Raw genomic sequence first — 24,454 nt, 5'->3', positions numbered from 1 at the left:
CGCCCTACGGGCACCCTTCTCAAGAGGGGATTGAGATTGCCGCGCTGCGCTCGCAATGACAGCTAGTATGCCTGTGCCATTTAAAATGTCACGCGAGGAGCATCAGCGACGTGGCTTTCTCAGATTATTCGCTGTCCCCGAACTGCACTTGATGCAGTTTGCTGTACAGACCGCCTTGCTGAAGCAGTTCGGCATGAGTGCCGCGTTCTACGATTTCACCGCGTTCCATTACCAGGATAACATCGGCGCGCTGGACGGTTGTCAGCCGGTGGGCAATGACGAAGGATGTCCGACCAATCATCAGTTTGTCCAGAGCCTCTTGAACAAGATGCTCACTCTCAGTATCAAGTGCTGACGTGGCCTCGTCAAGGATAAGGACTTGCGGGTTTTTTAGGATAGCGCGGGCGATCGCAATCCGCTGACGCTGACCGCCAGACAATTTGGAGCCACGCTCGCCAATCTGCGTTTGGTAACCATCCGGCATGTCAGTTATAAATTTATGGGCATTGGCGGCTTTTGCAGCCGCAATTACTTGTTCTTCGGAGGCATTAAAATCCCCATAGAGAATGTTTTCATAGACAGTGCCGTTAAACAGTACAGTCTCTTGCGGCACAATGCCAATCTGCTCACGAAGCGAAGCCAAAGTAACTTTTCTAATGTCAAATCCGTCAATAGTAACTGTACCTGCAGTCACATCATAAAAGCGCGGAATAAGATTGGCAATGGTGGTCTTACCGGCCCCGCTCGGCCCGACAATGGCTACCATCTGGCCGGGTTTGGCGTCGATATCAACATTTTTAAGGACAGGCTCGCCAGCCTTATACTCAAAACTGACTTTATCAAATTTGACATGTCCCTTTATATGAGGGAGCTCGGTTGCATTTGGAGCGTCCTTGATTTCAGGTTCTGTGTCTAACACTTCAAAAATCCGATCGGCTGCTGCCATCGCTTTCTGAATATGACTATATACACGACTCAAACGTTTTACCGGATTTGATATGTTTACAGCATACATTAGGAAAGCGATAAGCGCTCCCGCCGTTATCTCGCCGGCAATAACTTCACGGCCGCCTAACCAAATAATAACGGTTACGCCAATTGCGGCTAAGAACTCAATCATCGGTGTCAGGGTTGCCGACAGCTGAGACGTCTTCATATGCGCCCGGAAGTTAGATATATTTTGTCTGTTGAAGCGGTCGATTTCATAATCTTCCCGAACAAATGACTTAATAACGCGAATTGATGATATTGCTTCCTGTAAAATTGAAGTTATATCTGCGGTCCGTTCCTGTAATACGGAACTGGCTGTACGCATTCTTTTACCGAATATTTTCATGGTCTGAGCTACCAGCGGCATCGTAATGAAGGTCATAAGCGATAGTTTCCAGTCCAGGTAAAACATTGCTGCTATCGATCCTACAAGTATCATTCCTTCAGTTACCAGTTCGATGACGCTATCAACCAAAGCCCCCTGCAAAGCCGTGACGTCATTTGTTATATAGCTCATTACGGTACCAGTTTTACGTTTTTCGAAATAAGACAACTGCAAGCGTTGGAGATGGCGATAGATTGTTTCCCGGATATCAATAACAACTCTTTGGCCAATGTACGACATTAAATAGGTTTGGCCATAGAAGAAAATGCCGCGCAAAAAATAGATAACTATAATTCCGCCAGCAATGATATTGAGCCTCATCATATCCTTTTCGGATAATACTTGATCAATAACATCTTTTAATATCCATGGTACATATAGGTTAGCCCCCGATGCAAAGATCATGCAAATGACCGCGATTATCAGACGGGGTATATATGGTTTTATATATTGTAATAAGCGAAGGTATGTCTTCATTAATTTCCTCCAGGACCTTTCGCAGCAATTGATAAAATGACATCGGCTACCCGACGCACCGCGCCGCATTCGCCAAGTTTACTGTTTACTTCCGCAAGGTCTGTTAATATCTGATCGCGCATGCCTTTGTTGAGGAGAATCTCCAAAGTATATCTGGCAATTTTATCAGGATTAACCTCCCCCTGCAGCAGTTCAGGAACGATTTCGCGCCCAGCGATAATATTTGGCAGGCTGATGTGCGGAATCTTGACAAGAACCTTGCCAAGCATATAGGTAAGTGGCACTACGCGGTAAACAATAACGGTAGGCAACTTCATTAGCGCTGCCTCGAGGGTCACGGTACCTGATGCCGCAATGCCAACATCGGCAATATTCATCAAATCATAGTTATTTCCTTCTGTCAGCTTAACAGAAACCCTGTAATTATTGAAAATATTCTGCAGCATTTCCCGGGAAATTGTCGAAGCTACCGGCAAAAAAACCTGGCAGTCGGGAACCTTTTTGACAATTTTTTCAGCAGCACCTAACATATCAGGCAGCAAGCTGAGAATTTCCTGCTTACGGCTTCCCGGCATTAATAATAAGACTGGCTTGGACGGGTCAGCGCCAAAATGGCGATAAGCGTCGGCCTTTTCCATTGACGGCTTAACTATATCAACAAGCGGATGGCCGACGTAGGTAACATTAGCACCGGCCGCCTTGTAAGCCTCGGCCTCGAAGGGAAAAATAGCTGCTATCGCTTCGACGGTTTCTGCCACGCCTTTTGCCCGGCCTTTGCCCCATGCCCAAACTGACGGGCTGATATATGAAATTACCGGGATGCCTTTCTTTTTGGCGACTTTCGCCAGTCGCATATTAAAGCCGGGATAGTCGATAATAACTAACGCATCCGGCCGCTCATGCTCCATAATCTCGGCCAGCTTATCACGCAGCTTGAATAGACGAGGCAAATTTTTAACAACTTCGACTAAACCGATTACGCCTAGATCGGCGATATCATAAACAATATCAACCCCGGCTTGGCGCATAGCCTGTCCGCCCATGCCAAACAGTTTTATATCAGGGCAGGCTAATTTAAGCGCGTTCGCAACACTTGCTCCATGCAAATCGCCTGATGCTTCGCCTACTGAGATCATGATTTTGTACATGTCGGCCTCCATTAATAGTTAGATAATCGCAGATTTATACACCCCACCTTTCAGGCACCCCTCTCAAGAGGGGATTGGGGGCGCGTGAGATTGCCACACTGCGCTGGCGCTCGTTCGCAATGACAACTAATAGTATACTGGCTATCGAAAATGTCTTCGCAAGATACGCAAGTGTCGTGGCGATCTCGGTTTACAGCTCGTATTTTATCTAAAAACAATCAGCACTTGGCGCTTAGCACTATGTACTAGCGCCAAGTGCCAAGTGCCATTAAATGTTACATAGCAATTATTGCTATCCCATTCTCATCAGCCATTCTGATGACAGTAGCTTTGTCAACTAGCAGCGTTGCCCCGGCTTCGATTACCAAGGCTTTGGCCTTGGCCTTAATCATAACAGCCAAGGTATCCGGTCCGACAGTGGGTACATCAAAGCGCGAGTCCTGGTTGGGCTTGGCTACTTTGGCCACAACAACATCGCCCCGGCCAAGTTCACCGCCGCGCAAGATGCAGGCGTCAGTTCCTTCGATGGCTTCTACCGCCATTACGGCAAGATTTTTGACAACAACGGTCTGACCAATATCAAGTCCGCCAATCTGCTTGGCCATTTTTAAGCCAAACTCCATATCAGCCTTTTCACTGGCAGTCGGAACCCGTGCAGAGATTTGACCCGCTCCCGGCATTAATTGCCGAATAAGGGCAGTCTGGTCGAGCACACCGATGCCTTCGGATGCCATTTCACGCACAAACCCCAGCATAATGGTATCATCGCTGTTATCAGGAAGGCTTGCCAGCATTTTGCGGATGCGGTCGTCAAGCTGTACTGTACCGGCAAACATTAGCTCTTTGGTAACCTTGCCGATCATCGTGACTTCGCTAGCCTGTTCATTCTGTAAGGTATTAATAATGTTGTCAAGTTCACCAACGCTGATCGAATAAAACTTGTCAGCAGCCTCGCTCAGTTCAGGGTCAACCCCGGGCACAACACCGATTGCTATCACTTTAAAGCCCATGCCGCGAGCGGCACGGGCAAATTCTACCGGCAGTCGTCCGATACCGGCTAACAAACCAATCGTCTTCATCGCAATTTCCCCTATATGTTGTTGTTAGTATCAAGATTCCGTTTATATTATTTATAATATCAATAAGATTATTCAGCAGCTTCACGGCGGGTACGGCAAATACCACGCTCAGCATTACGCAGGAAGCGGAGGAAATGTTCTACTTCCGGGCAAGCATCAAGTTCTTGTTCCATAACAGCAATTGCCTGCGCAAGGCTTAAGCTAGAACGATAGAGAATTTTGTACGCTTTTTTAAGATTGCGGCGGGCTTCCGGTCCGATGCCGGCACGAGCCATGCCAACATTATTAAGACCCGACACATGCGCTGGATGGCCGTCAACAATAACATACGGCGGAACATCCTGCACCACTTTGGACGCGCCGCCAACCATGGCATTGCGGCCGATTTTTACAAACTGATGAACGCCGGATAGACCGCCTAGTACGGCACGGTCTTCAACAATTACGTGGCCGGCCAGCGTTGCCGCATTGGACATAACAACATTATTGCCAACAATACAGTTGTGCGCAACATGAGTGTAAGCCATCAGCAAACAGTTTGAACCGATGCGGGTTTCTTCGCCTTCGCCGGTTGCCCGGTTAACGGTAGCAAACTCTCTGATCTTGGTATTGTCACCAATAAATACATAGCTTTTTTCACCGGCGAATTTAAGATCCTGCGGATCTGCGCCGATTGAAGCGCTAGGGTAAATTATACAGTCTTTACCGATACTGGTCCATCCATCTATGACTACATGGGCACCAATTTTAGTACCATCGCCGATTAAAACATTTTCACCGATAACAGCGTAAGGCCCAATTTCAACATCTTTACCGATGCGGGCTCCAGGGTGTACAACTGCTGTTTCATGTATCTTACGCAGTGGAATTACCTTTTCCGGTTTCATTCGCATATCAACTCCTTCTAAACAAGTACAATACATTGCCCATGTTGTTTCACTTACAATATAGTCCGACTATACAGTCTGATTGTGACGATTTATTTTTCGTTAAATTCAGCCATTTTTTAAGTTGAAATCGCTTTTACGCAATTTATTAAGGCAAAAGCACTATTTTTCTCATTAAGTTAGCTTCTGTCTACCAAAGCGAATAAGAATTCTCCTTCGGCTACTACCTGATCGTCAACGTAGGCCTCGGCCCACAGCTTGCCCATATTGCCGCGAACCTTAACCAGTTCGGCAACCATGCGCAGCTGATCACCAGGCGTAACCGGCTTTCTGAACTTTACGCGCTCCATGCCGGCGAAATAGGCCAGCTTACCACGGTTCTCTTCCGGGTAAAGCATAGCAACACCGCCAACCTGAGCCATAGCTTCAAGAATAAGCACACCAGGCATTACCGGCTGGCCGGGAAAATGCCCCAGGAAGAAGTTTTCATTACCGGTTACGTTCTTTATACCTACTGCCCGTTTCATGGGCTCTATTTCGATAATCCGGTCGACCAGCAAGAACGGATACCGATGCGGAATAATTTTTTGAATATCAGTTATAGACAACATAGTTTATTCAGCTCCCTTAGCAGTTGTGACCTGAGATGTTATTTTTTCGGCTAATTCAGTATTAAGCGCATGACCTGATTTAACCGCAATGATATGACCGTGAACAAAGCCGGCTAGCGCTATGTCACCGATGACGTCCAATATTTTATGGCGTACCAGTTCATCGTTGAACCTTAGCGGGGTAAGCACCGAGGTGTCGTCATAGACAATAGCATTATCCAAACTGCCGCCAAGCGCTAGCCCCTGAGCCTGCAGTGCTTCGATTTCATGCATAAAACCGATGGTGCGGGCCGGAGCAATTTCTTGGGTAAACAATTCGGGGGTTATTTCATAATCGCCGAACTGCACCCCCAACAGCGGATGCGGATTAACAGAGGTAAAAGTTATTCGTAGTCCATCATAAGGTAAAATAGTTATAAATTTATCTTCGTGCCGCACTGCAAGAGCTTCGGTCACCTGTACAACATGGCGGCGAGCAACTTGCTCTGCGATACCGGCTGACTCAATCAGCTTGACAAACGGCAGGGCACTGCCGTCAGCCACCGGCGGTTCGGCCGAATTGATTTCAATCAGGCAGTTGTCTACCCCCATTGCCCTTAATGCCGCCAAGAGGTGTTCTACGGTAAACACCTTTGCAAGGCCGCACTCGAGCGTCGTGGCCCGCATGGCCGCCGTGACATTAGCGGTACACGCAGTGACTTGCGGCGCGCCAGGAAGATCGACCCGAACAAAAATAATGCCCGAGTCAGCTGGGGCCGGGTTCATGGTAATTGATACTTCTTTGCCTGAATGGAGTCCGATACCGGTATACGCAATAGATTTAGCTAGTGTAGTTTGGTGCGACATATTATAATGCATGATATCCTCCTGACATGATAACCTTTGTTTATTCTACAGAATATGAACAAATCCTGCAAGTATTGGTAATCAAAATCCGAGAGATTGAGATTGCCGCGCTGCGCTCGCAATGACATTTAGTTAGTTAAATATCTTCTAAGAATGCCATCGCGAGGGCATAAGCCCGTGGCGATCTTGTTTTTACGCAATTCGCTTGCCAGCTAAAGTGAGCGCGTTAGTGTTCATTTGATATTCAATGAGTTCTTTATATTGTTTACCGATATGCGACTGTGGTTTAACAAAAACTTCGGAAGGTTTTCCTTCTTCTACTATTTTGCCTTTATCCATTAAGACGATACGGTCGGCAACGTGCAGGGCAAAGGCAATTTCGTGAGTTACTACTAACATTGCGCTTTGTCGATACTTTGCCAGGTCCTCCATAACAACGAGAACTTCCCGTACCAAAATCGGGTCAAGCGATGCCGTCGGTTCGTCCCATAGCATCAGATTAGGTTCAAATGCCAGCGCCCGAGCGATACCGACGCGCTGCTGCTGACCGCCGGACATTTCAGAAGGCTTGCTGCTATGATAATTTTCCAGACCAACTTTGCGCAGCGCATCAATTGCCTTGTCATAAGCAAGGTCTTTAGCCATACCGCCCATAACCAGGCCAAGCATTACGTTCTCAACAGCTGTCAAACGGTCCACAAGGTTAAAGTGCTGGAACACAAAGCCGATTTTCTTGCGCACATTGCGCAATTCATCAGGATTAAGCTTCAAAATGTCAACTCCGTTAAATATGATTGAGCCTTTATCGGGTTCAACCAGCCTGTTAATACTGCGGATTGTCGTTGACTTGCCACAGCCAGACGGCCCCATAAGAGCCACCGTCTCACCGCGCGCAACATTAAGATTTAGGTCATTGATAGCTTTGATATTGCCGAACTGTTTGAATAGATTCTGAATAGCAAGCATGGTATCACCTCCTGTTAAAAGCGAGATTACCACACTCCGCTACGCTGCGTTCGCAATGACAGTTTAGTTAGCTATGAACTTATAATCTGTCATTGCGAGGAGCGCTAGCGACGTGGCGATCTCATGCTTTATCTAAATTTCAATTTCCGTCTATTCAACTTCTGCAATAAGCCCGGACGGGCGCTAGGGACGACGATTTCACGCATGACTTCGTCGAAGGACAAGCCCAGAGCCTCACCGGCAGTTACTTCATCAGTCGAGATCGGGCTGATTTTTTCTGTGTAGTTAGCCACAATCAGACCAATCAACGCCCCGAGCAAAGGTACTGCAAGCCATGGCAGATAAGGAATACCACCGCCGGAGATAGCGAATATGGCCGTTAGCATCACAGCGCCGATTACCATACCATATTGGCGTTCAGGGGCAGTAAAGGTTATTGTAATCCGGGCTAACAGACCGCGCCAACCGGTTACTTTTACTCTGTTTGCCAGACGGCGGCGACGGATAACCGTCATAATTGCCGTATGGTCAAGCGCCAGGAACAGCAGGGTTGCAATTATCGCTGCCAGACCGGCTAATACTGCCTGAACTTCGTTAAGGATCTGAATTATCTCACCGCGGGCATTAGGTTCAATAACCCCCAGATCAGCTGAATACAGCGCTATATTTTGGTGGCCGGCCTGCTCGTACACAATCGGCGCTACAGCATCACTCGTAACATTTCTTGTGGTCAGAATCTGAATTCTTGCGCCAGGGATAACCTGACCGGCAATGAATTGATCCATGATTTGAACTGAATGGCTGATTTCCTCGTCTTTGAGGTTAGGAGCAGCGGCTGCCATATACTGCAGCTGGGTTGTAATAAGCGGAACATCCAACTGTTGGATTTGATTTATCTTAGCAGCAGCATCCGTTAAGCCGCTGCGGGCACCGGCGGCGTCAAAGCTTTTGAGAGCCGCAACAGTTCCGCTGCCGTTAGCTACGATACTGTCAATAGCCGCATTAGCAGTTCGGGCATTAGCGGCAACATTGTTAAGGGCAGCTAAGTTAGAATTTAGAGTGTCCAAACTTGCTTGAGTACCGGTAAGTTCATCGATAGTAGCGGTATTGCCACCGCCCACCAATCTTACTATCTGCATAGTATTTTTTAAGTTACCGATAGCCCGGGAGGAGTGAGTGATTTGATTCTGCATCGAGCTTGTATCGATTTGGGCTAAACCACTGGTAGCGGCTTGAATAGTACCGCTTGCAGCCTGAATACTGCTGATAGTCTGCTCAATGGCACTAACACTTTTGTCGTAGTTATCAAGCGCATTAAGCGCAATTTGACTTACGTTTTGGGTATCTTTCGCAAAGTCGGGAATTTGACCGACCAGCTTAGTTGTTTCATTAAGCGCACCGCTCAATTCCTGACGCGGATTGCGGTAAGAAGCCGTACCCACTAAGGTTGAAACAACGTTCTTTTCAATCTTAAAACCTTGATTATTGGTTAGTAAAGACGCATCGCCCTGGGTAATAACACCCTCAGCTGATCCGTCCGGGCGCAATGCTGTTACTTGAACAACAACATTACCCTTGTCCACCGGATTACCGGCAGCAGGGGCAGCAGCGGCAGTACCTTGGAATACAACGGTATCGCCTTTCATTAGATTAGCACCGCCGGTTGGCGTTATAAGCACTTGGCTGGCATAAGCTGATAAGAAACGCTTTAATTCCATCATGGTACTTACCAGGTAATTCATGTCACTGTTAGTACCGTCAGTCGATACGTTTTCAGCATAACCGATATTAAGTTGCATTTTCATATCATTAGCAATAGTTTCACCCATCTTGATAGGGTTGGACGGCTCACTGCCGACCGGGAAGCTTATTTCGATAAGCTGGTACTGCTTAAGCAGCTCCTCAACTTCCTTATTGACCGCTGCTGTCTTTTCTACCGATGTCAAAACGACACCAATCGAACCACCGTCACGAAAAGCAAAGCTGACATCATCGATTTCCATGATTTTGTCTATCAGCATATTTTTAGCTCCGTCAGGCACACCACGGATGTTTAGGCGCGGCTCGGTCATAACACCGACGCTCGCCCCGCCGGGGATACCGCCGAATGTTTTATCAAGTTCTTCATAAACCTTTTTACTTTTATATTCTGACGGCAGAGCAACAAAAATGTTGGTTTTACCGGTTACAGTCGGTCCAATCTGCATTCGCGAGCCTGGAAATACATCATCAATGATCTTTTGGATCTGCGCTGATGCATCATCCCTCATACCTTCCCGCACTTGCAGAACTAAATCATATTCACCATAATCGCCGACCAGACTGTTCAGCGTACTGGAAAAATACGCATTAGCTGACATCGACAAAGCGCTGGCTAACAATGAGCCAATTACAATACTAACAATAAGAAGGGTCAAAATATCGCGATTGAAAGTGTCTTTTAAAATACTTCTGGCAAAGAAATTCTTAGACTTCTGCATAAAACTAGTCATCTTGTCTCACCTCTTTCCATCAAGGATATATTATATCAGTTTTATGCATAAAAGTATATACGCATGATGGAGAATATTATATATCTTTTTGATATGTTTTGCAACATGTCATTACTCCAACAGTGACGGTTTTCCATCCTACGGAACGGCTTTTTCCAGAAAGGGCCAATAACCGGGGTACAGTGAGATTGGCAATGATTTTGATGTAATAAATATATATCAAAACAAAAATCGCCACAGTCCGCTTAGGCTCACAACGATGACAAAGATTAGTGTCATCGCGAGGAGCGGCAGCGACATGGCGATCTCAGATTTTTAGCTTATTTTATTTTTGCGGCGGCTTGGTTTTCCAGCGGTTATGTAGCCAGAACCATTCTGTAGGGTGCTGGCGGACATGCTGTTCGATAATTTTGGTGATTTTAGCAGTGGTGGCTTGTACATCTTGAGCTTTATCTTTAGTTTTTTCCGGCATAATATATGGGTGAATTATCGCGGTGTGAGTGCCGTCACTATTTTCGGTAATGAACGCCGGAACAATCGGCGAATCCTTCATTCTGGCTAATACAGCCGAGCCCTGCGGTGTCGATGCCGGGCGACCGAAAAAATCAACAAATACTCCGCCGGAATGAGCATCTTGATCCATCAAAATTCCAATAACTTTGCCTTGCCCTAATAGCCTGGCCATTTCAAGTGCGCTTGATTTATAGGTTATATGCATGCCGACCAGTCTGCGGTATTCGTTAATAAACCGATCCATGGCGGCATTAGTTTGCTTTTGAACAACTGCAGCAAGCGGAAAGCCATTCATGGCCAGCGCCGCACCCAGCAGCTCCCAGTTGCCGCTATGGGCAGTTGCCAACACTACCCCCCGGCCTTGAGCAAGAGCTTCGGTTAAATGCTCGGCACCCTCCATGTGAACATGTTTAGCAATATTATTTTTATTGATTCGCGGAAATGCCAGCACTTCCATAAACATACGGCCAAATCTGGTGGTACTTTGCTTAGCGATAATTTTGGCCTGACTTTCGCTGATAGCAAAGCCCTGCTTTATATTATCAATCGCCAACCGTTTGCGTTTCTCCGGTACAAGCGGCCAACAAATTTCTCCTACCAGGTTACCAAGCATCCGACGAACAGGAGATGGCAGCGTCGACACTATAAAGCTGAATACTTTAACTAATGAGTAAACCATAATGGCCTCCAACTATTTTGTGAAACTGAACCCGAAATATGTCTCGTGATTGCGCCATCCGGCATCGACCTTTAGACCCGGCACTACCGATATACGAGCACCGTAATTCATATCTTCTCCGTCATATTCAGCAATTAGGCTAGTGGCCGGGAAAACGCTGTTGCCGGTTATCATTCCAAGGGGACTGATTTGTTTCTCAATCCCGGCAAAAAGGCCGTCATATCGTCCGTTGCCTGTACCGACATGCACTCTAAACCCGAGCGGCAGTCCTTTGCTGGCGACTGCGTACAGCGAACGATCTTTTTTATCGGTGGCATCCTCGATGCCGATTGCCAGTCCCGGCGTCAAAATTGTTTCAGGTATTAAACCATACTTAGCATTAAGCATTGTGTCATTATCTTGATCGCCGTCATAGCGAAAGCCCGCAACCCCAAGTTCAAGACGTCCTGTCAGGTTGGTGTTAAAAACGCCGACCTCGCCTTCTTCTAAATGGTAATAGCCAAGCGAGAAGTCTCCCTCCTGTAAAACATCAGCTGATGGAGTATTGATTAAACCAGTTGAGCCATTTACTGACGGCGCGGCGTTAGCAGTAACTGTTCCAAAACACAAAGTAAATATAGCGACATACAGTAATTTTTTCATCAAATAAATCCCCTTTTACAACAAATTTTGCACATTTATGTATTATTCCGCAAAACCAGCCATTTTCCTGCCGAATAAGGGAAGGTAATAACAGACAAACGAATTTTGAGTTGTGTCAAGAGAGCTGTCCCCGTGATAGAGAAAAGAAGATCGCCACGTCGTGGCGATCTTCTGGTTGTTGTTATTTGCCGCTTTCTAGCTCGGCTAAGCGTTTTTCGAGTTCTCTTACCTTCTTAATAAGGTCGGGCACTTTATATAGTGAGGCTTCGGCTTTAATCCATTCACGATGCGGCCGAGCCGGGAAGCCGGCTAAAAAGGACCCGGAAGCTACGTTACTGATTGGCGCCGATCGGGCGGCGAAGGTGACATTGTCACCGATAGTAATATGACCGTTACTGCCCGATTGTCCGGCAAAGGTAACATTACGGCCGGTTTTAACGCTGCCGGCAATGCCGGTCTGAGCTACCAGCAAGCAATTTTCCCCAAGTACCACATTATGAGCCAAATGCACTAAATTATCAATTTTAGTACCCTGTTTGACGACCGTGCTGCTAGTAGTTGCCCGGTCGATACCAACATTCGCACCAATTTCAACATCATCTTCAATAATGACATTTCCGACCTGCGGTACTTTGTGATGCCGGCCTTTTTCTGTTACAAACCCAAATCCGTCACTGCCGATAACGGCTCCGCTATGGATTATAACCCGATCACCAATCTTGCAGTTCTCCCGAATTGTTACATTAGGATAGATAATATTATCACTGCCGATTACCGTTTTGTGGCCGATATAAGTATGCGGATAAATTATTGTATTGTCGCCGATAACAGCATCGTCGGCAATAACGGCAAACGCCATTATCGCGACATTCTTGCCTAGTTTGACACCTTCGCCCATGACTGCCAGATTATGTACACCCCGCACGATGGGTACCTGCGGAGCGAAAATTTCCAACAACTTAGTAAAGGCCACCCGGGGGTTTTCTACCCGAATGGCCGGTTTGGAAAACTCAGTAATTGTTTCAGGAACTATAACAGCAGCAGCCTTGGTCAATGCCGCCTGATCAAGATGGGGCGGCACTGCAAAAGTGATATCGTTTTCGCCGGCGGAGTCAATACCGGATACACCCGTAATTTCTACACTTCCGTCGCCTATCACCGAGCCTTTAACAAGTTCAGCGATATCACTTAATCTCATTTTCACTTGAAATCCCCCTGACTACTGCATTCTCTTGATAACTTCGTCGGTTATATCAGTACCGCCTTGGGCAACCCCGTTCTTATAAAGTACTACACTTAACTTTTTTTCTTGGGCAACTTGCTCAAGGGTTTGCTTAATACTGGCATCGATTTGGCCTTCGAGGTCTTGTTTAATTTTAACAAATTCACTATAAGCCGCCTCTTGCCGTTTTTGGTATTCCTCAGCACTTAAGCCGGCTTTTTCCTTTTCCAAGTTATCGGTTAGTTCTTTACCTTTAGCATTAAGCTGCTCCTGGAAGCCTTTGACTTTAGGACTTTCAGCCATTACTTTGTTTACGTCAAGAACGCCGATATTCTGTCCGCCGGTACCGCTGCAGCCGCTGACTAGCACGCTGAACGCAAAGACAACCAATAATAAAACAACCAATTTACCTGTATTTTTCATTACAAATCCTCCAATCTGATCGATTGTTGCTGTTGTAAATTACTATTCCCAAGCTATTAATTAATTATAATCGTTATTTAAGCTGAATATTATTAGCTGAAAATTGACTGATAACCGCACCGGTAATATCTACAGCATTGACATTTACCTGAACCTTGGCCAGTACAGCCTCAAGCCCTTGTTCAACGGCAACCTTTGCGGCTTTGCTGCGAATATCGTCAACAATCAGCTGTTTTAGCATTTCAATTTCACGCTGTTTAGCGGCTAACTGCTGCTCGCTACTGCCGGCAGGCTGGGCCGTAATCTTCGCCGCTGATTGCTGATTACGGTTGGCAATCTCTGATGCTTGTGCAGCACCCTTTTGCGCCAGTTCGGCATGAAGCTGCTGGGCATAGGCCGCTAACTGCTGCTCAATGGCAGCTTTTTCAGGTGCCATTTGCTCATCCATTTTTGCCGACAATTCCTGCTCTTTTGCCGCTAATTTTGCCGCTCGTTCTTTTTGCAGCTTATCCAATTCATCTTGCAGCAAAGTCATTTCTTCCTGGCTTAGGTGAACTGTTTTTAGCTTAAGCTGAATGCTGAAAATTTGCGATTGATATGTTTGATCCAGTTCCTTGGCATAGGCCTGCAATTCTGCCGTTAAATCACTACGCAGCTGTTCAACCTTAGCCTGGAACCCAGCGCTGAGCTGAGCCTGTTTCTCAGTCATCTTAGCATTAAATTCTTGCTCCAGAGCAGCATTTATACCGGCAATCACCTTTGACATATCAGGGCCGGCTGTATTGACTTGCGGGGCGGGCCGACTGGCTTGGACTTGGGCCGCCAGTGTATTATACTGCTGTTCAAGCTTTGCCGCTTCGCCATATCTTGGATGGGCTTTAATAGCTTGATTCATATCGATTATCCCAACCTGGGACGCAGGGGGTTTGGTGTCGTTGGTCTTCCCAAGTGAACAGCCGGTGGTAAAGGCTGCAACGGAAACGATTAATAGCAGAAACCGCAACATATACTTATGCTTGAACACCAAATCACCCGCTTTCTATAAATCTGGATAGCCTTGTCGACTGCAAATCTTCACTATGACAACTAACAAGCTTGGAGGAGTCATTGCGAGCGCAGCGCGGCAATCTCATATTCTAGGTGCCCTGCACCATGATTTCTAATAAAGAGCCGAGCTGGGGTCATACCGGCTCGGCTATATTGTATGCCTGATTCAGTTATTATTCAGCTTATTTGCCCATTCTCTTTAATACTTCGTCAGTAATATTTTGACCGCCATAGACAACATCGTTTTTATCAAGCACTACCGCTAAGCCTCGCGCATCGGCTACAGACTTAATGGCAGCATTGATTTTATCAAAAATCGGTCCCCTGAGTTCCTGCTGTTTAAGGTTAAGACGTTGTTGAATTTGCATATAATAGTCTTGCTTTTCTTTGTCATTCATGCCGGCTGACTTTGTTGCAAAGTCCTCCTGCGCAGCTTTTACTTCAGCCTGCATAGTTTCTTCAGCTTTTTTCATATCAGGATGCTGGTAAACGAGCATTTGGAAGTCAACCACCCCGATTTTAGAAGAGCTTGCTGCATTGGCCGCATAACTTGTGCCTGTTTGTGATACAGCCAGACCGACAATTCCCAGAACAAATAAGACTGCAACTGTAAGCGAAACCAATTTGATTTGTTTCTTCCCGAATTTTAACAATTCTTAAACCCCTCTTCTCTGCCATCTGGCATAAAAATTTCCCATTTAATTATACCAACAAATGCCGTTATATTCAACATTTTCCTAATGGTATCTACTAAAGATGACCGATAAGTCGCAGCCATGATTCCTCATCACTCAAGACATATTCGGTGCTGAGGTGGTCATGCAGCCGATACCTCAGGCCAACCTCATTTAGTCCGGCATCAGTCCGTCGTTCAGCCCGTAACGACCAACGGGGATCAATAACTTGGTTTAATGTTAATATCGCCTCATTGTCAGATGAGTTATATTTGACTCCGGCAAAGGTATCATTGCCGATCCGGTGGGACCAGCCGGGTATAAAATCCCAAGATACAGAGCTTGGGAAAAAGTCAACTTCCAGATAAACCTCATCACGGCTGCTGAAAAACTTTCCGGCATGCAGGCGGGCCGAGGTATTGTCATTGTCATTCTCGTTGCGCCCGACATCGAGATAGCCTTCCAACCAGATATTATATTTGTCGGTTTCGGCCTTAACATTAATTATTGTGTCAGTTCCCGGCGTTATAGAGGATGTCAGCGTCAAGCCGTAATTTCGCGCCATATGATGCTGGCTGGCGGCTGCCTGAAACTTTTCGGTGAAATAGCTGCGATGCCGTTCTACAAAAGCTACCGGCAGGCCTCTTAATCTTTTCGCCTCATCGTCAAATATCGTTTCGATGCCGGACAGCAGTACATTCGGTATTGTGTGCGACAGTAAGTTAACTCGTACGTCGTGAATAGTTGCGCCGGTTGGTACTAACGAAACTTTTACTATCGTCCGCGTTCCTGATTCGATATCAAAGTTGGTCCGAAATTCTGGGAGCTGTTCGGCCAGGATTTCCTGAATTACCGTTTTGGATACCCCGCTCGCCCAATCAACAGCGTCTATCGGCAAGCCAATTAGGACATTGCTCACCCGTTCTTCGACATCACCCATATCGCTTGTGAGCAGCGGAATTAATTCCGGTGAGATATTGCCATAGTCAATCTCAAGGTCAACTTCGCGGACAACTTCACCCCAGGGGGATAATTCCAGAACAACATCAGTTTCTACACCAGGTTTAATTACAACGGTTTCAACAGTATAACCGACGAGAATTCGGTCAAAGACCTCTTTGACAATTCGTTCATATGAGCCTAGGCTAGCGGCAACATCGGCAGGTTTGCGCCCGATCAGTACATGTTCGCCGACCGTGTTAACGCTGGCTGCCATCCGTTTGGCGATGCGGTCAGGCGGCGGCTGAGCGCCGTCCACTGTAGTCACTTTGACATTAATCTTATTGATGGTATCGCCGGCTGCGCTCGCTCCTCCGGGCAAAAAAAGCAGCGCCAGGGAAATAGTTACGACCACTAGAATAGAAAAAGGCTTACAGTTTATGTCCCGCACCTCCTAAGTAAGTAATTTGAATAAGAGCCAGGTCGAAGGACCTGGCTCTCGATCTGTTTTAGAACTGGCCGCCAAAGCTAAAGTGGGTCTTGCCGCCATCAGAACCTTGCGCATAGTCAATACGGATCGGTCCGATCGGTGTTGTTACACGCATACCCACACCGACACTTGCTTCGAGATCATTGAGTTTATAATGCTCGCCATCCCAAGCCTTACCAATATCGCTGAATACTACGCCTTGAATCTTGTTGGCAACCGGGAAACGATATTCGACGCTGGCCGCTAGCATTTTGTCACCTTTGAACTGTTCGTCTTCATAGCCGCGCAAAGTATCTGAGCCGCCGACCGAGAATTTGCCGCTGTATGGCATATGCCCATCAGCGTAACCCATCGTGGCCCTAAGGGCTACTACTTGAGATCGGCCTACCTTGAAATAGTTACGACTCTCTGCCGTGTACTTGTTAAAGTCAAAGTCACCGCCAAAGGCCTTGCCGGCAAATTCAGCTGCCAGTGAGAAACGATGGCCTTCTGTCGGACTAAAGACATTGTCACGTGAATCAAATACCCGCATCAACGTTACGCTATTAGTCAAACCGAAGTTTTCATCCAGATATCCCGGAATTTCAGTATAATTCTCCGGACCTTCAACATGTTCGACATATTCATCGTTACGATGTTTGAAGGTGATATAATTCTGAATGAATTCACCATGCGGACGGCCAATGGTTATATCCCAGCCCTTACGATTTTTGTCATAGGTCGACTTTTCGTCTCCGCCTTCTTTATAGTCGGTGTACTCATTAGTCATATCATAGAAGGTGAAGCCTAAAGAGGTTTGTTTAGAGTCCAGCCATGGCTTAGTATAAGCGATTTCATAGTTACGATTGCTAGCCTCGCCGCCAAACTCCCAGTGAAGCTTAACTTTGTCGCCGGTGCCACGGAAGTTGTTATCGCCAAGTTCGATGATACCGATTAGACCATCACTCTTGCTGTAACCGCCCCCAATTGAAAACATCCCGGTTTTTTGCTCAACAACGCTGGTTTCAAGCACGATGGCATTAGGTTCTTTACCAGGGTTGAGCTTCATGTTTACATCCTCAAAATAACCAAGGTTGTACACCTTTTGCATACTGCGGCGGGCATCCTTGACATTAAAGGGTTCGCCCGGTTTGAGCTTCATTTCACGGGTAATTACATAGCTCTTGGTCTTTTCGTTACCCTTGATGGCAATGCCTTCCAACTTGCCTTCATTGATGGTGATTGTTAATACGCCGCCGTTCATTGAAACATCGCTGACCTTGGCCAAAATATAGCCTTCGTCATGATAGTGCTGTTCAATAGCCCGGGCATTTTCGTTGAGCTGCTTGGTATTTAAGATTTTGCCTTTAGTAACTTTGAGCAAATCCTTAAGCTTGTCCGTTGTAACTTTGGTATTACCCTTAATAACAATGTCATTTACAACAGGGTTTTCCATAACAGTGTAAACAACTTTGACGCCTTCCGGAACTTCGGTAAAGTTAGCAACAACGTCGAAGAAATAGCCAAGATCATAAATAGACTGCATATCCTGCTTAACCTTGTCCGGCGTTAACGCTTCACCAGGCTTAATTTGGATAGCCTTGGTGATTGCGGCTTTGTCGACCGCTGAGTTGCCGGTTACTTCTACTGCTGTAACCGTCTTACCGGTAAGGTCGGTGGCGAACGCCGGGGCGGCAGCTGTAAGGATAATGCTGAGACTAATGATAGCTGCAAATAAAATTTGCCCATAGCGTCTCGTTCTTCTCATGTATTACCTCCTTATTAAATTATTGACCACGCAGTGATTTCCCAGCGGCCCGTACCAGTTTCTGCAGTTCATCCGGTGGCAGTACCACCTCTTGTTCTGCCTGATACGTTCCATCGTCACCCTTGACGCGGCTTTCTGCTCCAGTCAATTTTTGCGGTTGCTCTGATTTCAGTGTGGTTGGTGCCGAAACAGTTTTAACTGTAACTGCTGACGTTGATTGCTGAACTTTAGGCTGCTCAGGCAAACTACTAACAGCCGCAGGCTGCTGCGGGCTTTGCAATGATTCACTTACGGCAGCGGGAGCCTGAAAATTACTTGTTCGATGCTGGTTAAACCACCAATAGGTGCCGCCAAAACCAGCGACAGCTATCACCATCGCCATTATAGCGGCCGTACCCTGCGTCAGCAGCGAGTACTTATATCGCCAGTGGCGGGTACGATTAGCCTCTTTGGCGTGCTGAAGCTCAGCCTGGGCCAGCATTAAATCAAGCTCGGCGCGAACATCACGGTCTTTATCGAACGATTCTTCAGCCCGCTTAAGCCATTGCCTGGCTGAACGCAAACGCCGATACATATTGTCTTTAAAGTCCGCCATATTCACCACCCCCATTATAGACCACAATATATAATCAAGGGAAGAGGCCAGATTATGGGCATCTCCTAAGGGGCAAAAAATCGGGAATTTAGATTATTATATAGTAATATATCAATATTACTAAGTGTTTTGACTTGTTTTCGCTGTTTATTACTAAAAACCTCTATAACGGCTGTTGAAAAACTTCGCCGTTTCTCTCTAAACGTAAAAGCAATGAGATTGCCATACTCCGCTGCGCTTCGTTCGCAATGACAGTAACGACTCAGCAGCAGTCATGACATCGCGAGGGCGTTAGCCCGTTGATTACCAGTGCTGCATAAACTTGGACATCATACCGCGAATGCGGCGGATGCCTTGTTTCTGCAGACGGTAAATATGGGATATGCTTAAATCAAGCGTCTCAGCAAGTTGCTTAGGCTCGCGGTCTTCAAGATAAACACCGTTAAGCACCATTTGCTCCTTAGCCGGCAGCCGCCCAAGAGCGTCTTTTAGCTTTTCGACCAGCACATTCTGTTCTGCCTGGCGAGCAACTTCAGCCTTAGTGTCAATCAGACAGTCGGCCAGGGTTACTGAATGCTCGTTATCCAGCGGGCTGTCAATATAAGCTAAATCAGCCTTGCCTTCCTGCTGCATAAAGTTGAGCATACGTCCGCGAATCCGGTGAAAAGCATACAGGCTGAACGCCACGCCGCGGGTATGGTCATAATTTTCAACAGCCTCAATGAGACCGACAGTACCTTCCTGAATGATGTCCATCAGCGTGGGCTCATCCGTCTTCCAGCTCATAGCCGCCTTGAAGACAAGCGGCTGATAGCTCTCGATAATCCGCCGCCGGCTGTCCAGATCTCCCTTGGCTTTAAACCCAAGCCAAAGCTCCTCTTCCTCTGCCGGTGAAAGCAGCTTGATTTTATTTAATTCAGTAAGATACTGCTTGAAAAGCATTTGAATCACCCTCTTCTAATCGGGAACTTGGTTCAATACCGAGATTGCCGCGTCGCTGGCGCGACTCGCAATGACAATCTAGATAGACTTTCCACATTTAAAATCTAAACCTAGTCTCGATACCGATCCGTCTGTCATCTTCATCGTTGACTGACCCGGTAAGGCTTATTCTCCGATCCAAGTCATAACGGAAACCAAAACTGTGATGCTCGTTGTCAAGTCCTTGGGTATAGTTGAGCATCAGGCGGTCAGTAACATACTTGCCCATTTCGAGATTGTAGACCTCACGGCCAATTTCAGATTCCTTTTCGTCTTCGGCTGTATTATGTCTGTCGTTCCACAGCGTATCACGTACTACTCTAAAATCATCAAGGCCAAACGCATCGCGGAAAGCTGCTTCAACCTCACTAACAAAGCGCATCTGCAGACCGGCGTCCAGCAGGCCGACAAGCTCATCTCGGCCAAAGCCGCTGCCGCTTGCCCCGCTGCCGCTATTCTGCCTTTCAAAATATCGGCTGCGCAGCGTCAATAATGACATAATCTCTTGCTGATTCATCGCCGGCTCAGAGGTAAGCCGCAAGTCCATTGCTGATACTGGACCAAAAATATCCAGATCGACGGTCGTGTTGTGCAGCTTGGTGCTAGCTGACAGCCGCAGCACCGGTTCGAACGTTCCGAACTGGTTAAAGTCGGCGCTGCCTTCTTTTACTTTAAATTGCGTTCTAAGATAGCTAACTGTTCCCCTGATGGCGGTAAATTTCCCTGAGGGGTCAGGCCGCTTGGTACTGCCGGCAAACTTAACCCGGCCCTCAGCCCAGATATCGTACATATACGGATTGTACAGCCGGACTTTATCGCCGGCAATAAGTTCAATATCCAGTCCGACATTAAGGTCAGACTCAGTAAAGTCGGTCACAAATGGAATATCAATAGTATCATGTTCAAACAGCAGTGTCCCGGCCAGCAGGGGACGGCCCCGTTTACTGGTTAATTCGAGATTACCGCTTAAAGGTCCTTTGAAGTATTTACTATCTACACCAATTTTATCCAAATTAAGTTGAAAATTATAGTCGGTAAAATCAAGGCCCAGAAGTGCAGTACTGCCTGTCATCTGGTAGGAGCCCGACCCCATACGCCCTGAAAATGTTTTTAAAATTATTTTATCACCTTTAAATTGAATATCAAGGTCCACTTTCTGGATTGGATCCTTCAACTCATGCAGCTTAACCGTTCCATTCATTACGTTAATGCTGCCGGTAAGATAAGGCTGAGTTATTGTCCCTGCAATAGTAAGTTCACCCTGCGTCTTGCCGACGGCCCAGTCTACTTCCTTGGTTAAAAGCGGCAGAATACTAAGATCGGCCTGGTCTAATCGCATTCTGACATCCATTTGGTCAGCGGTTGTTGCCTGGCGGCGGCCTTCACTGCTCAGCGCCGCTACCGGAATGACACCGTAGGCGCTGGCCCGGTTCGGTCCTTTAGTGACAAACAGCTGATTGATGTTGATGCTATTATCCTGCAATATAAGCAGTCCATAGAGCGAATCAAAGGTTGAGGAGCCAACCCCGCCGCCAGAAATTTCAAGGGAAATGTCGGCCCGGGGATTTAGAGCCGTTCCGGTAACCTGCGCCGCGAAATTGAGCATGCCTTTTACATTAACATCAACGGCAAAGAGCGCCGTCAGCAGTCCGGCATCAATATCACGGCCGCCGGCTTCAAAGTTGAGCGGCCCGTTTAAATCAGCACTGCCGCGCACCGCTAGCACGCCATTGCCCTGTTTGGCAAAGAATTTATTAACGGTTACTACCTCGTTATCCAGCGCGGCGTCAATATCGATAGTATCAAGCTGATAGTTCTTTATCTTACCATTTGTTACTCCGCCAGTAAGCCAAAGATTTGGTCTGTCCATTGTTCCGCTTAACTGGATATGACCGTTCATTTGGCCGCTTACTTCCTTAGCGGGCAAGCCAAGCAGGCTGAAGAGGGCGGCCAAATCACCTTTTTCAACATCCAGTCCGCCATAAACTATACCTGAAGCTAAATCCAGTCCACCAGTGAAGTTATAAATGCCGCCCCCTTGTTCGAATTTAAAACAGGGAATCTCAATATCATTGTCAATAACCCTAATATCACCGTTAACGTTGGTTATCGCAAGATTTTTGTATGTTAAGCTGGCGGCAGTTAATTGACCGCTAAATCGCGGCTGCTGAGGTGTCCCAGTCAGGTGACCGCCGAAACTGGCCATGCCGGTAACGGGATGCGGCAGATTAGACTGGAATCTGCTAATATCAAGGTTGCGAGCTGTGATAGCCAAGTCAAGTTCCTGGTCCTGTTTGACCACACCTGCTATTATAACCTCAGTGTTTAAGGATTTTATTAGAAGATCGCTGATACTTGTTAAACCATTTTCACGCCGGTAAGATCCCTGGGCACTGGCAATGAGCTGGCCGCGGAAACTTCCTTCAGTCAGCTTAAGCTTCCCTTCGGCGTTAAAGTTACTGAGCGGACCGGTTATTATTATGTCATTATCAACGTTACCGGTCAGTTTTTCACCGGGCGCTATTAGCTTAACAATATTCTCGGCCCGAGCTTGGCGCGAGCTAATCTTCAAGTTCAACTGCTGAGCGCGGTCAAGGCCAATAGTACCCGAAGCCCTATGAGTAGTTGGCCCATCAGTCAGGACGATTTCCGTCAGAGTAACAAATGATGGCGTTATTATCGCCTGGCCCTGGGCATGGGCGAATGGTTGATAGAGAGCCTGCCCGTTAACGGCTGTAAAGTTAATTATTGCAGCCGGCTGAGCTATTGTGCCATTTATAGTGCCGGAAAAGTCGGCCATGCCGGCAATTTTCAGATTGCTGTTGTTAGCGCCAAGCAGTTCAAGCGGAATTCTATAGCCGCGCACATTTAGCTGAATCTTGTCTTTGCTGACCGTCCCGCTGGCTGAAGCCATGCCATCTTTAACACCAAGATTGGCATAATCTACTGTCAGCACATTGTTGGCCAGATAAAAACTTCCGGCAGCATTATCAAAGGCAATCCCCCGATAACTTCCTGATGTTATGCTTGCTGTGCCGCTTACTAAAGCGCCTTCTATGTTTGAGCCGGCGCCGGATGCCGCTACATCGAAAGCGACAAGGCCGCGAAGACCGGGTAGGTATTGGCCTAATGTTGCACTGTCAACATTTTGGGCGTTAATTTTCACATTATAACGGTTATCATTGAGATTTAGGACTCCAGATCCCGAAACTCGGCCACCGGCCAAGCCGCCGTTTAATTGACTGATCGTAAAGTTATTCTGAGCTAAATGGACTTGAGCTGCTATGTTTTTTAGGGCAACGCCGCTTATTTGACCTTCCGGCAACCGAACATCGCCGCTTACTTCAATTTCGTCGGCTGTTCCGGTTACCGCAGCATCGAACTTGACCAGACCGCTGACCGGTAAATCAGCTTTAACGACACTGGGATCAAAGCCTTCCGAAGATACATCCAGGTCGAGCACCGGCTGAACGGTATTAAGCGCAATTTTGCCTCTCACTGCTACTGGCTGCTCCCAGACCTTGGCTTTGGCAAATATATATAGTTTTTCATTGGTAAAAGACACATGGCCGCTTGCCTCGTGCACCGGCACACTGTCAATCTCAGCGGCAACATTGCTGAACTCAGTCTGACCGGCAACAGTAATCTCACCGCTCTTTTTCTTAATGGTTGCGTCAACGGTTGTTGCAAGACCGTCCAATAGCTGAATACTACTTTGACTCGGCAGCAACGGTTTTAAGTCAGCCAGGGCTAATTGGCGGGCTTTAACGCTGAAGACGCCATCGCCGTCGGTATTAAGCGAGCCCAAAACCGCCAATGGGGTATCATTGTATTGTGCTGAAATATTGATTCCGGTCGACAGCTGGTTAGAAAAATCTAAACTACCGTTTACGGAGGTTAGAGTCCACTGTCCCGCCGTTGAAACAATCTCAGCCTGACCGTCTTTCAAAATCACCTTACCGGAAAATTCTGCGGGGGTGGTCTGGCTCTCTGAAATTAAATCTTCAAAGTTCCAACGTCCGCTAACCTTTTGAGTAAGTTTAAGCTGAGGCTTATCAACTTCCAGCGATCTTATCATATCGGCCTTATTGCCAAGAAACAGACTAAGCGGGCTATAGCTGACAGTTATCTTAGGACTGCTCCCTACCAGCTTAGCCTCTTTATCGTAAACATAAACATTATGTATAAGTAGTCTAGTTAGAGAAACTACCTCAATATCGCCAAACTGCACTGCAGCACCGGTTGCAGCAGCAATTTCAGCAGCCGCAATATCGCGGACTCCTGCCAGAACGTCTTGGCTTCTATTCTGCCATGCCGAGACGACAGTGAGAGCTATGATAATTAGAGTTACAATTACTATCGCCTTGGTTTTCATACTTCCTCCAACCTAAAAAAATGCTTTAAAATACTTCGACATAAGGACTATGCCTTCCTGTAGAAGAGGTACCCCAGTGTAGTATTCTTTCCGGTAATATTTTCAGTATGCGAAGGGGTTGTTACTTTTTAGCATTGCCCCAAAAAGTAACCAAAAAGGTCTAGGCCCGGTCTTCCAAAAGCCTCGGCAAACCGTACAACTTACTAAAATCCCGAAACTCGCCTGCGGCTCAGACAGTCGGGATTT

Annotated in this window: 19 protein-coding genes; all 19 read right to left on the bottom strand. The window is 46.9% G+C overall.

The genetic code is table 11. The features are described from left to right. Window positions 1–124 precede the first annotated feature (124 nt). Window positions 125–1,852: a lipid A export permease/ATP-binding protein MsbA gene (gene msbA / locus GX348_06100; GenBank protein ID NLP41762.1), complete on the bottom strand. Its 1,728-nt coding sequence runs from the start codon at window positions 1,850–1,852 to the stop codon at window positions 125–127. Next, on the bottom strand, window positions 1,852–3,000 hold the full coding sequence (lpxB, locus tag GX348_06095) for a lipid-A-disaccharide synthase (protein NLP41761.1): 1,149 nt from the start codon (window positions 2,998–3,000) through the stop codon (window positions 1,852–1,854). The genes msbA and lpxB overlap by 1 nt, the downstream gene beginning before the upstream one ends. Before the next feature lie 275 nt (window positions 3,001–3,275). After that, entirely contained in the window at window positions 3,276–4,079 is an 804-nt protein-coding gene (locus GX348_06090; GenBank protein ID NLP41760.1) for an LpxI family protein, read from the bottom strand. Between the two features lie 68 nt (window positions 4,080–4,147). Beyond that, entirely contained in the window at window positions 4,148–4,966 is an 819-nt protein-coding gene (lpxA, locus tag GX348_06085; protein ID NLP41759.1) for an acyl-ACP--UDP-N-acetylglucosamine O-acyltransferase, read from the bottom strand. 179 nt (window positions 4,967–5,145) lie between these two features. Beyond that, on the bottom strand, window positions 5,146–5,577 hold the full coding sequence (fabZ, locus tag GX348_06080; GenBank protein NLP41758.1) for a 3-hydroxyacyl-ACP dehydratase FabZ: 432 nt from the start codon (window positions 5,575–5,577) through the stop codon (window positions 5,146–5,148). Between the two features lie 3 nt (window positions 5,578–5,580). Continuing rightward, window positions 5,581–6,423 (bottom strand): UDP-3-O-[3-hydroxymyristoyl] N-acetylglucosamine deacetylase, encoded by an 843-nt coding sequence (lpxC, locus tag GX348_06075; protein ID NLP41757.1) that lies wholly within the window; start codon window positions 6,421–6,423, stop codon window positions 5,581–5,583. A gap of 192 nt (window positions 6,424–6,615) precedes the next feature. Continuing rightward, window positions 6,616–7,389 carry an amino acid ABC transporter ATP-binding protein gene (locus GX348_06070; protein NLP41756.1) on the bottom strand — a complete coding sequence of 258 codons (774 nt, stop codon included), beginning with the start codon at window positions 7,387–7,389 and terminating at the stop codon, window positions 6,616–6,618. A 128-nt stretch (window positions 7,390–7,517) separates the two neighbouring features. Further along, the gene (locus GX348_06065) at window positions 7,518–9,881 is read right to left on the bottom strand and encodes a hypothetical protein (GenBank protein ID NLP41755.1); all 2,364 of its coding nucleotides are present in this window, start codon (window positions 9,879–9,881) and stop codon (window positions 7,518–7,520) included. Window positions 9,882–10,206: 325 nt separating this feature from the next. Next, window positions 10,207–11,073 (bottom strand): lysophospholipid acyltransferase family protein, encoded by an 867-nt coding sequence (locus GX348_06060; protein ID NLP41754.1) that lies wholly within the window; start codon window positions 11,071–11,073, stop codon window positions 10,207–10,209. A 12-nt stretch (window positions 11,074–11,085) separates the two neighbouring features. Next, the gene (locus GX348_06055; GenBank protein ID NLP41753.1) at window positions 11,086–11,715 is read right to left on the bottom strand and encodes a YjbH domain-containing protein; all 630 of its coding nucleotides are present in this window, start codon (window positions 11,713–11,715) and stop codon (window positions 11,086–11,088) included. A 181-nt stretch (window positions 11,716–11,896) separates the two neighbouring features. Further along, window positions 11,897–12,919: a UDP-3-O-(3-hydroxymyristoyl)glucosamine N-acyltransferase gene (gene lpxD, locus GX348_06050; GenBank protein NLP41752.1), complete on the bottom strand. Its 1,023-nt coding sequence runs from the start codon at window positions 12,917–12,919 to the stop codon at window positions 11,897–11,899. A gap of 15 nt (window positions 12,920–12,934) precedes the next feature. Further along, entirely contained in the window at window positions 12,935–13,360 is a 426-nt protein-coding gene (locus GX348_06045; GenBank protein ID NLP41751.1) for an OmpH family outer membrane protein, read from the bottom strand. Window positions 13,361–13,433: 73 nt separating this feature from the next. Continuing rightward, window positions 13,434–14,384 (bottom strand): molecular chaperone Skp, encoded by a 951-nt coding sequence (locus GX348_06040; GenBank protein NLP41750.1) that lies wholly within the window; start codon window positions 14,382–14,384, stop codon window positions 13,434–13,436. Between the two features lie 205 nt (window positions 14,385–14,589). After that, a complete protein-coding gene (locus tag GX348_06035; GenBank protein NLP41749.1) occupies window positions 14,590–15,060 on the bottom strand; it encodes an OmpH family outer membrane protein in 471 nt (156 codons plus the stop codon). Between the two features lie 97 nt (window positions 15,061–15,157). Next, window positions 15,158–16,402, bottom strand: a complete 1,245-nt coding sequence (locus tag GX348_06030) for a hypothetical protein (protein NLP41748.1) — start codon at window positions 16,400–16,402, stop codon at window positions 15,158–15,160. Between the two features lie 127 nt (window positions 16,403–16,529). Then, window positions 16,530–18,257 (bottom strand): BamA/TamA family outer membrane protein, encoded by a 1,728-nt coding sequence (locus tag GX348_06025; GenBank protein ID NLP41747.1) that lies wholly within the window; start codon window positions 18,255–18,257, stop codon window positions 16,530–16,532. A 19-nt stretch (window positions 18,258–18,276) separates the two neighbouring features. Further along, window positions 18,277–18,852: a hypothetical protein gene (locus GX348_06020; GenBank protein ID NLP41746.1), complete on the bottom strand. Its 576-nt coding sequence runs from the start codon at window positions 18,850–18,852 to the stop codon at window positions 18,277–18,279. Window positions 18,853–19,155: 303 nt separating this feature from the next. Next, on the bottom strand, window positions 19,156–19,794 hold the full coding sequence (locus GX348_06015; GenBank protein ID NLP41745.1) for a sigma-70 family RNA polymerase sigma factor: 639 nt from the start codon (window positions 19,792–19,794) through the stop codon (window positions 19,156–19,158). Between the two features lie 97 nt (window positions 19,795–19,891). Continuing rightward, a complete protein-coding gene (locus GX348_06010; protein NLP41744.1) occupies window positions 19,892–24,208 on the bottom strand; it encodes a translocation/assembly module TamB in 4,317 nt (1,438 codons plus the stop codon). Window positions 24,209–24,454: the final 246 nt, after the last annotated feature.

This window comes from Veillonellaceae bacterium (assembly GCA_012523975.1).
Taxonomy (GTDB): Bacteria; Bacillota; Negativicutes; order JAAYSF01; family JAAYSF01; genus JAAYSF01.
This window is presented reverse-complemented; position numbering and strand designations above follow the sequence as displayed.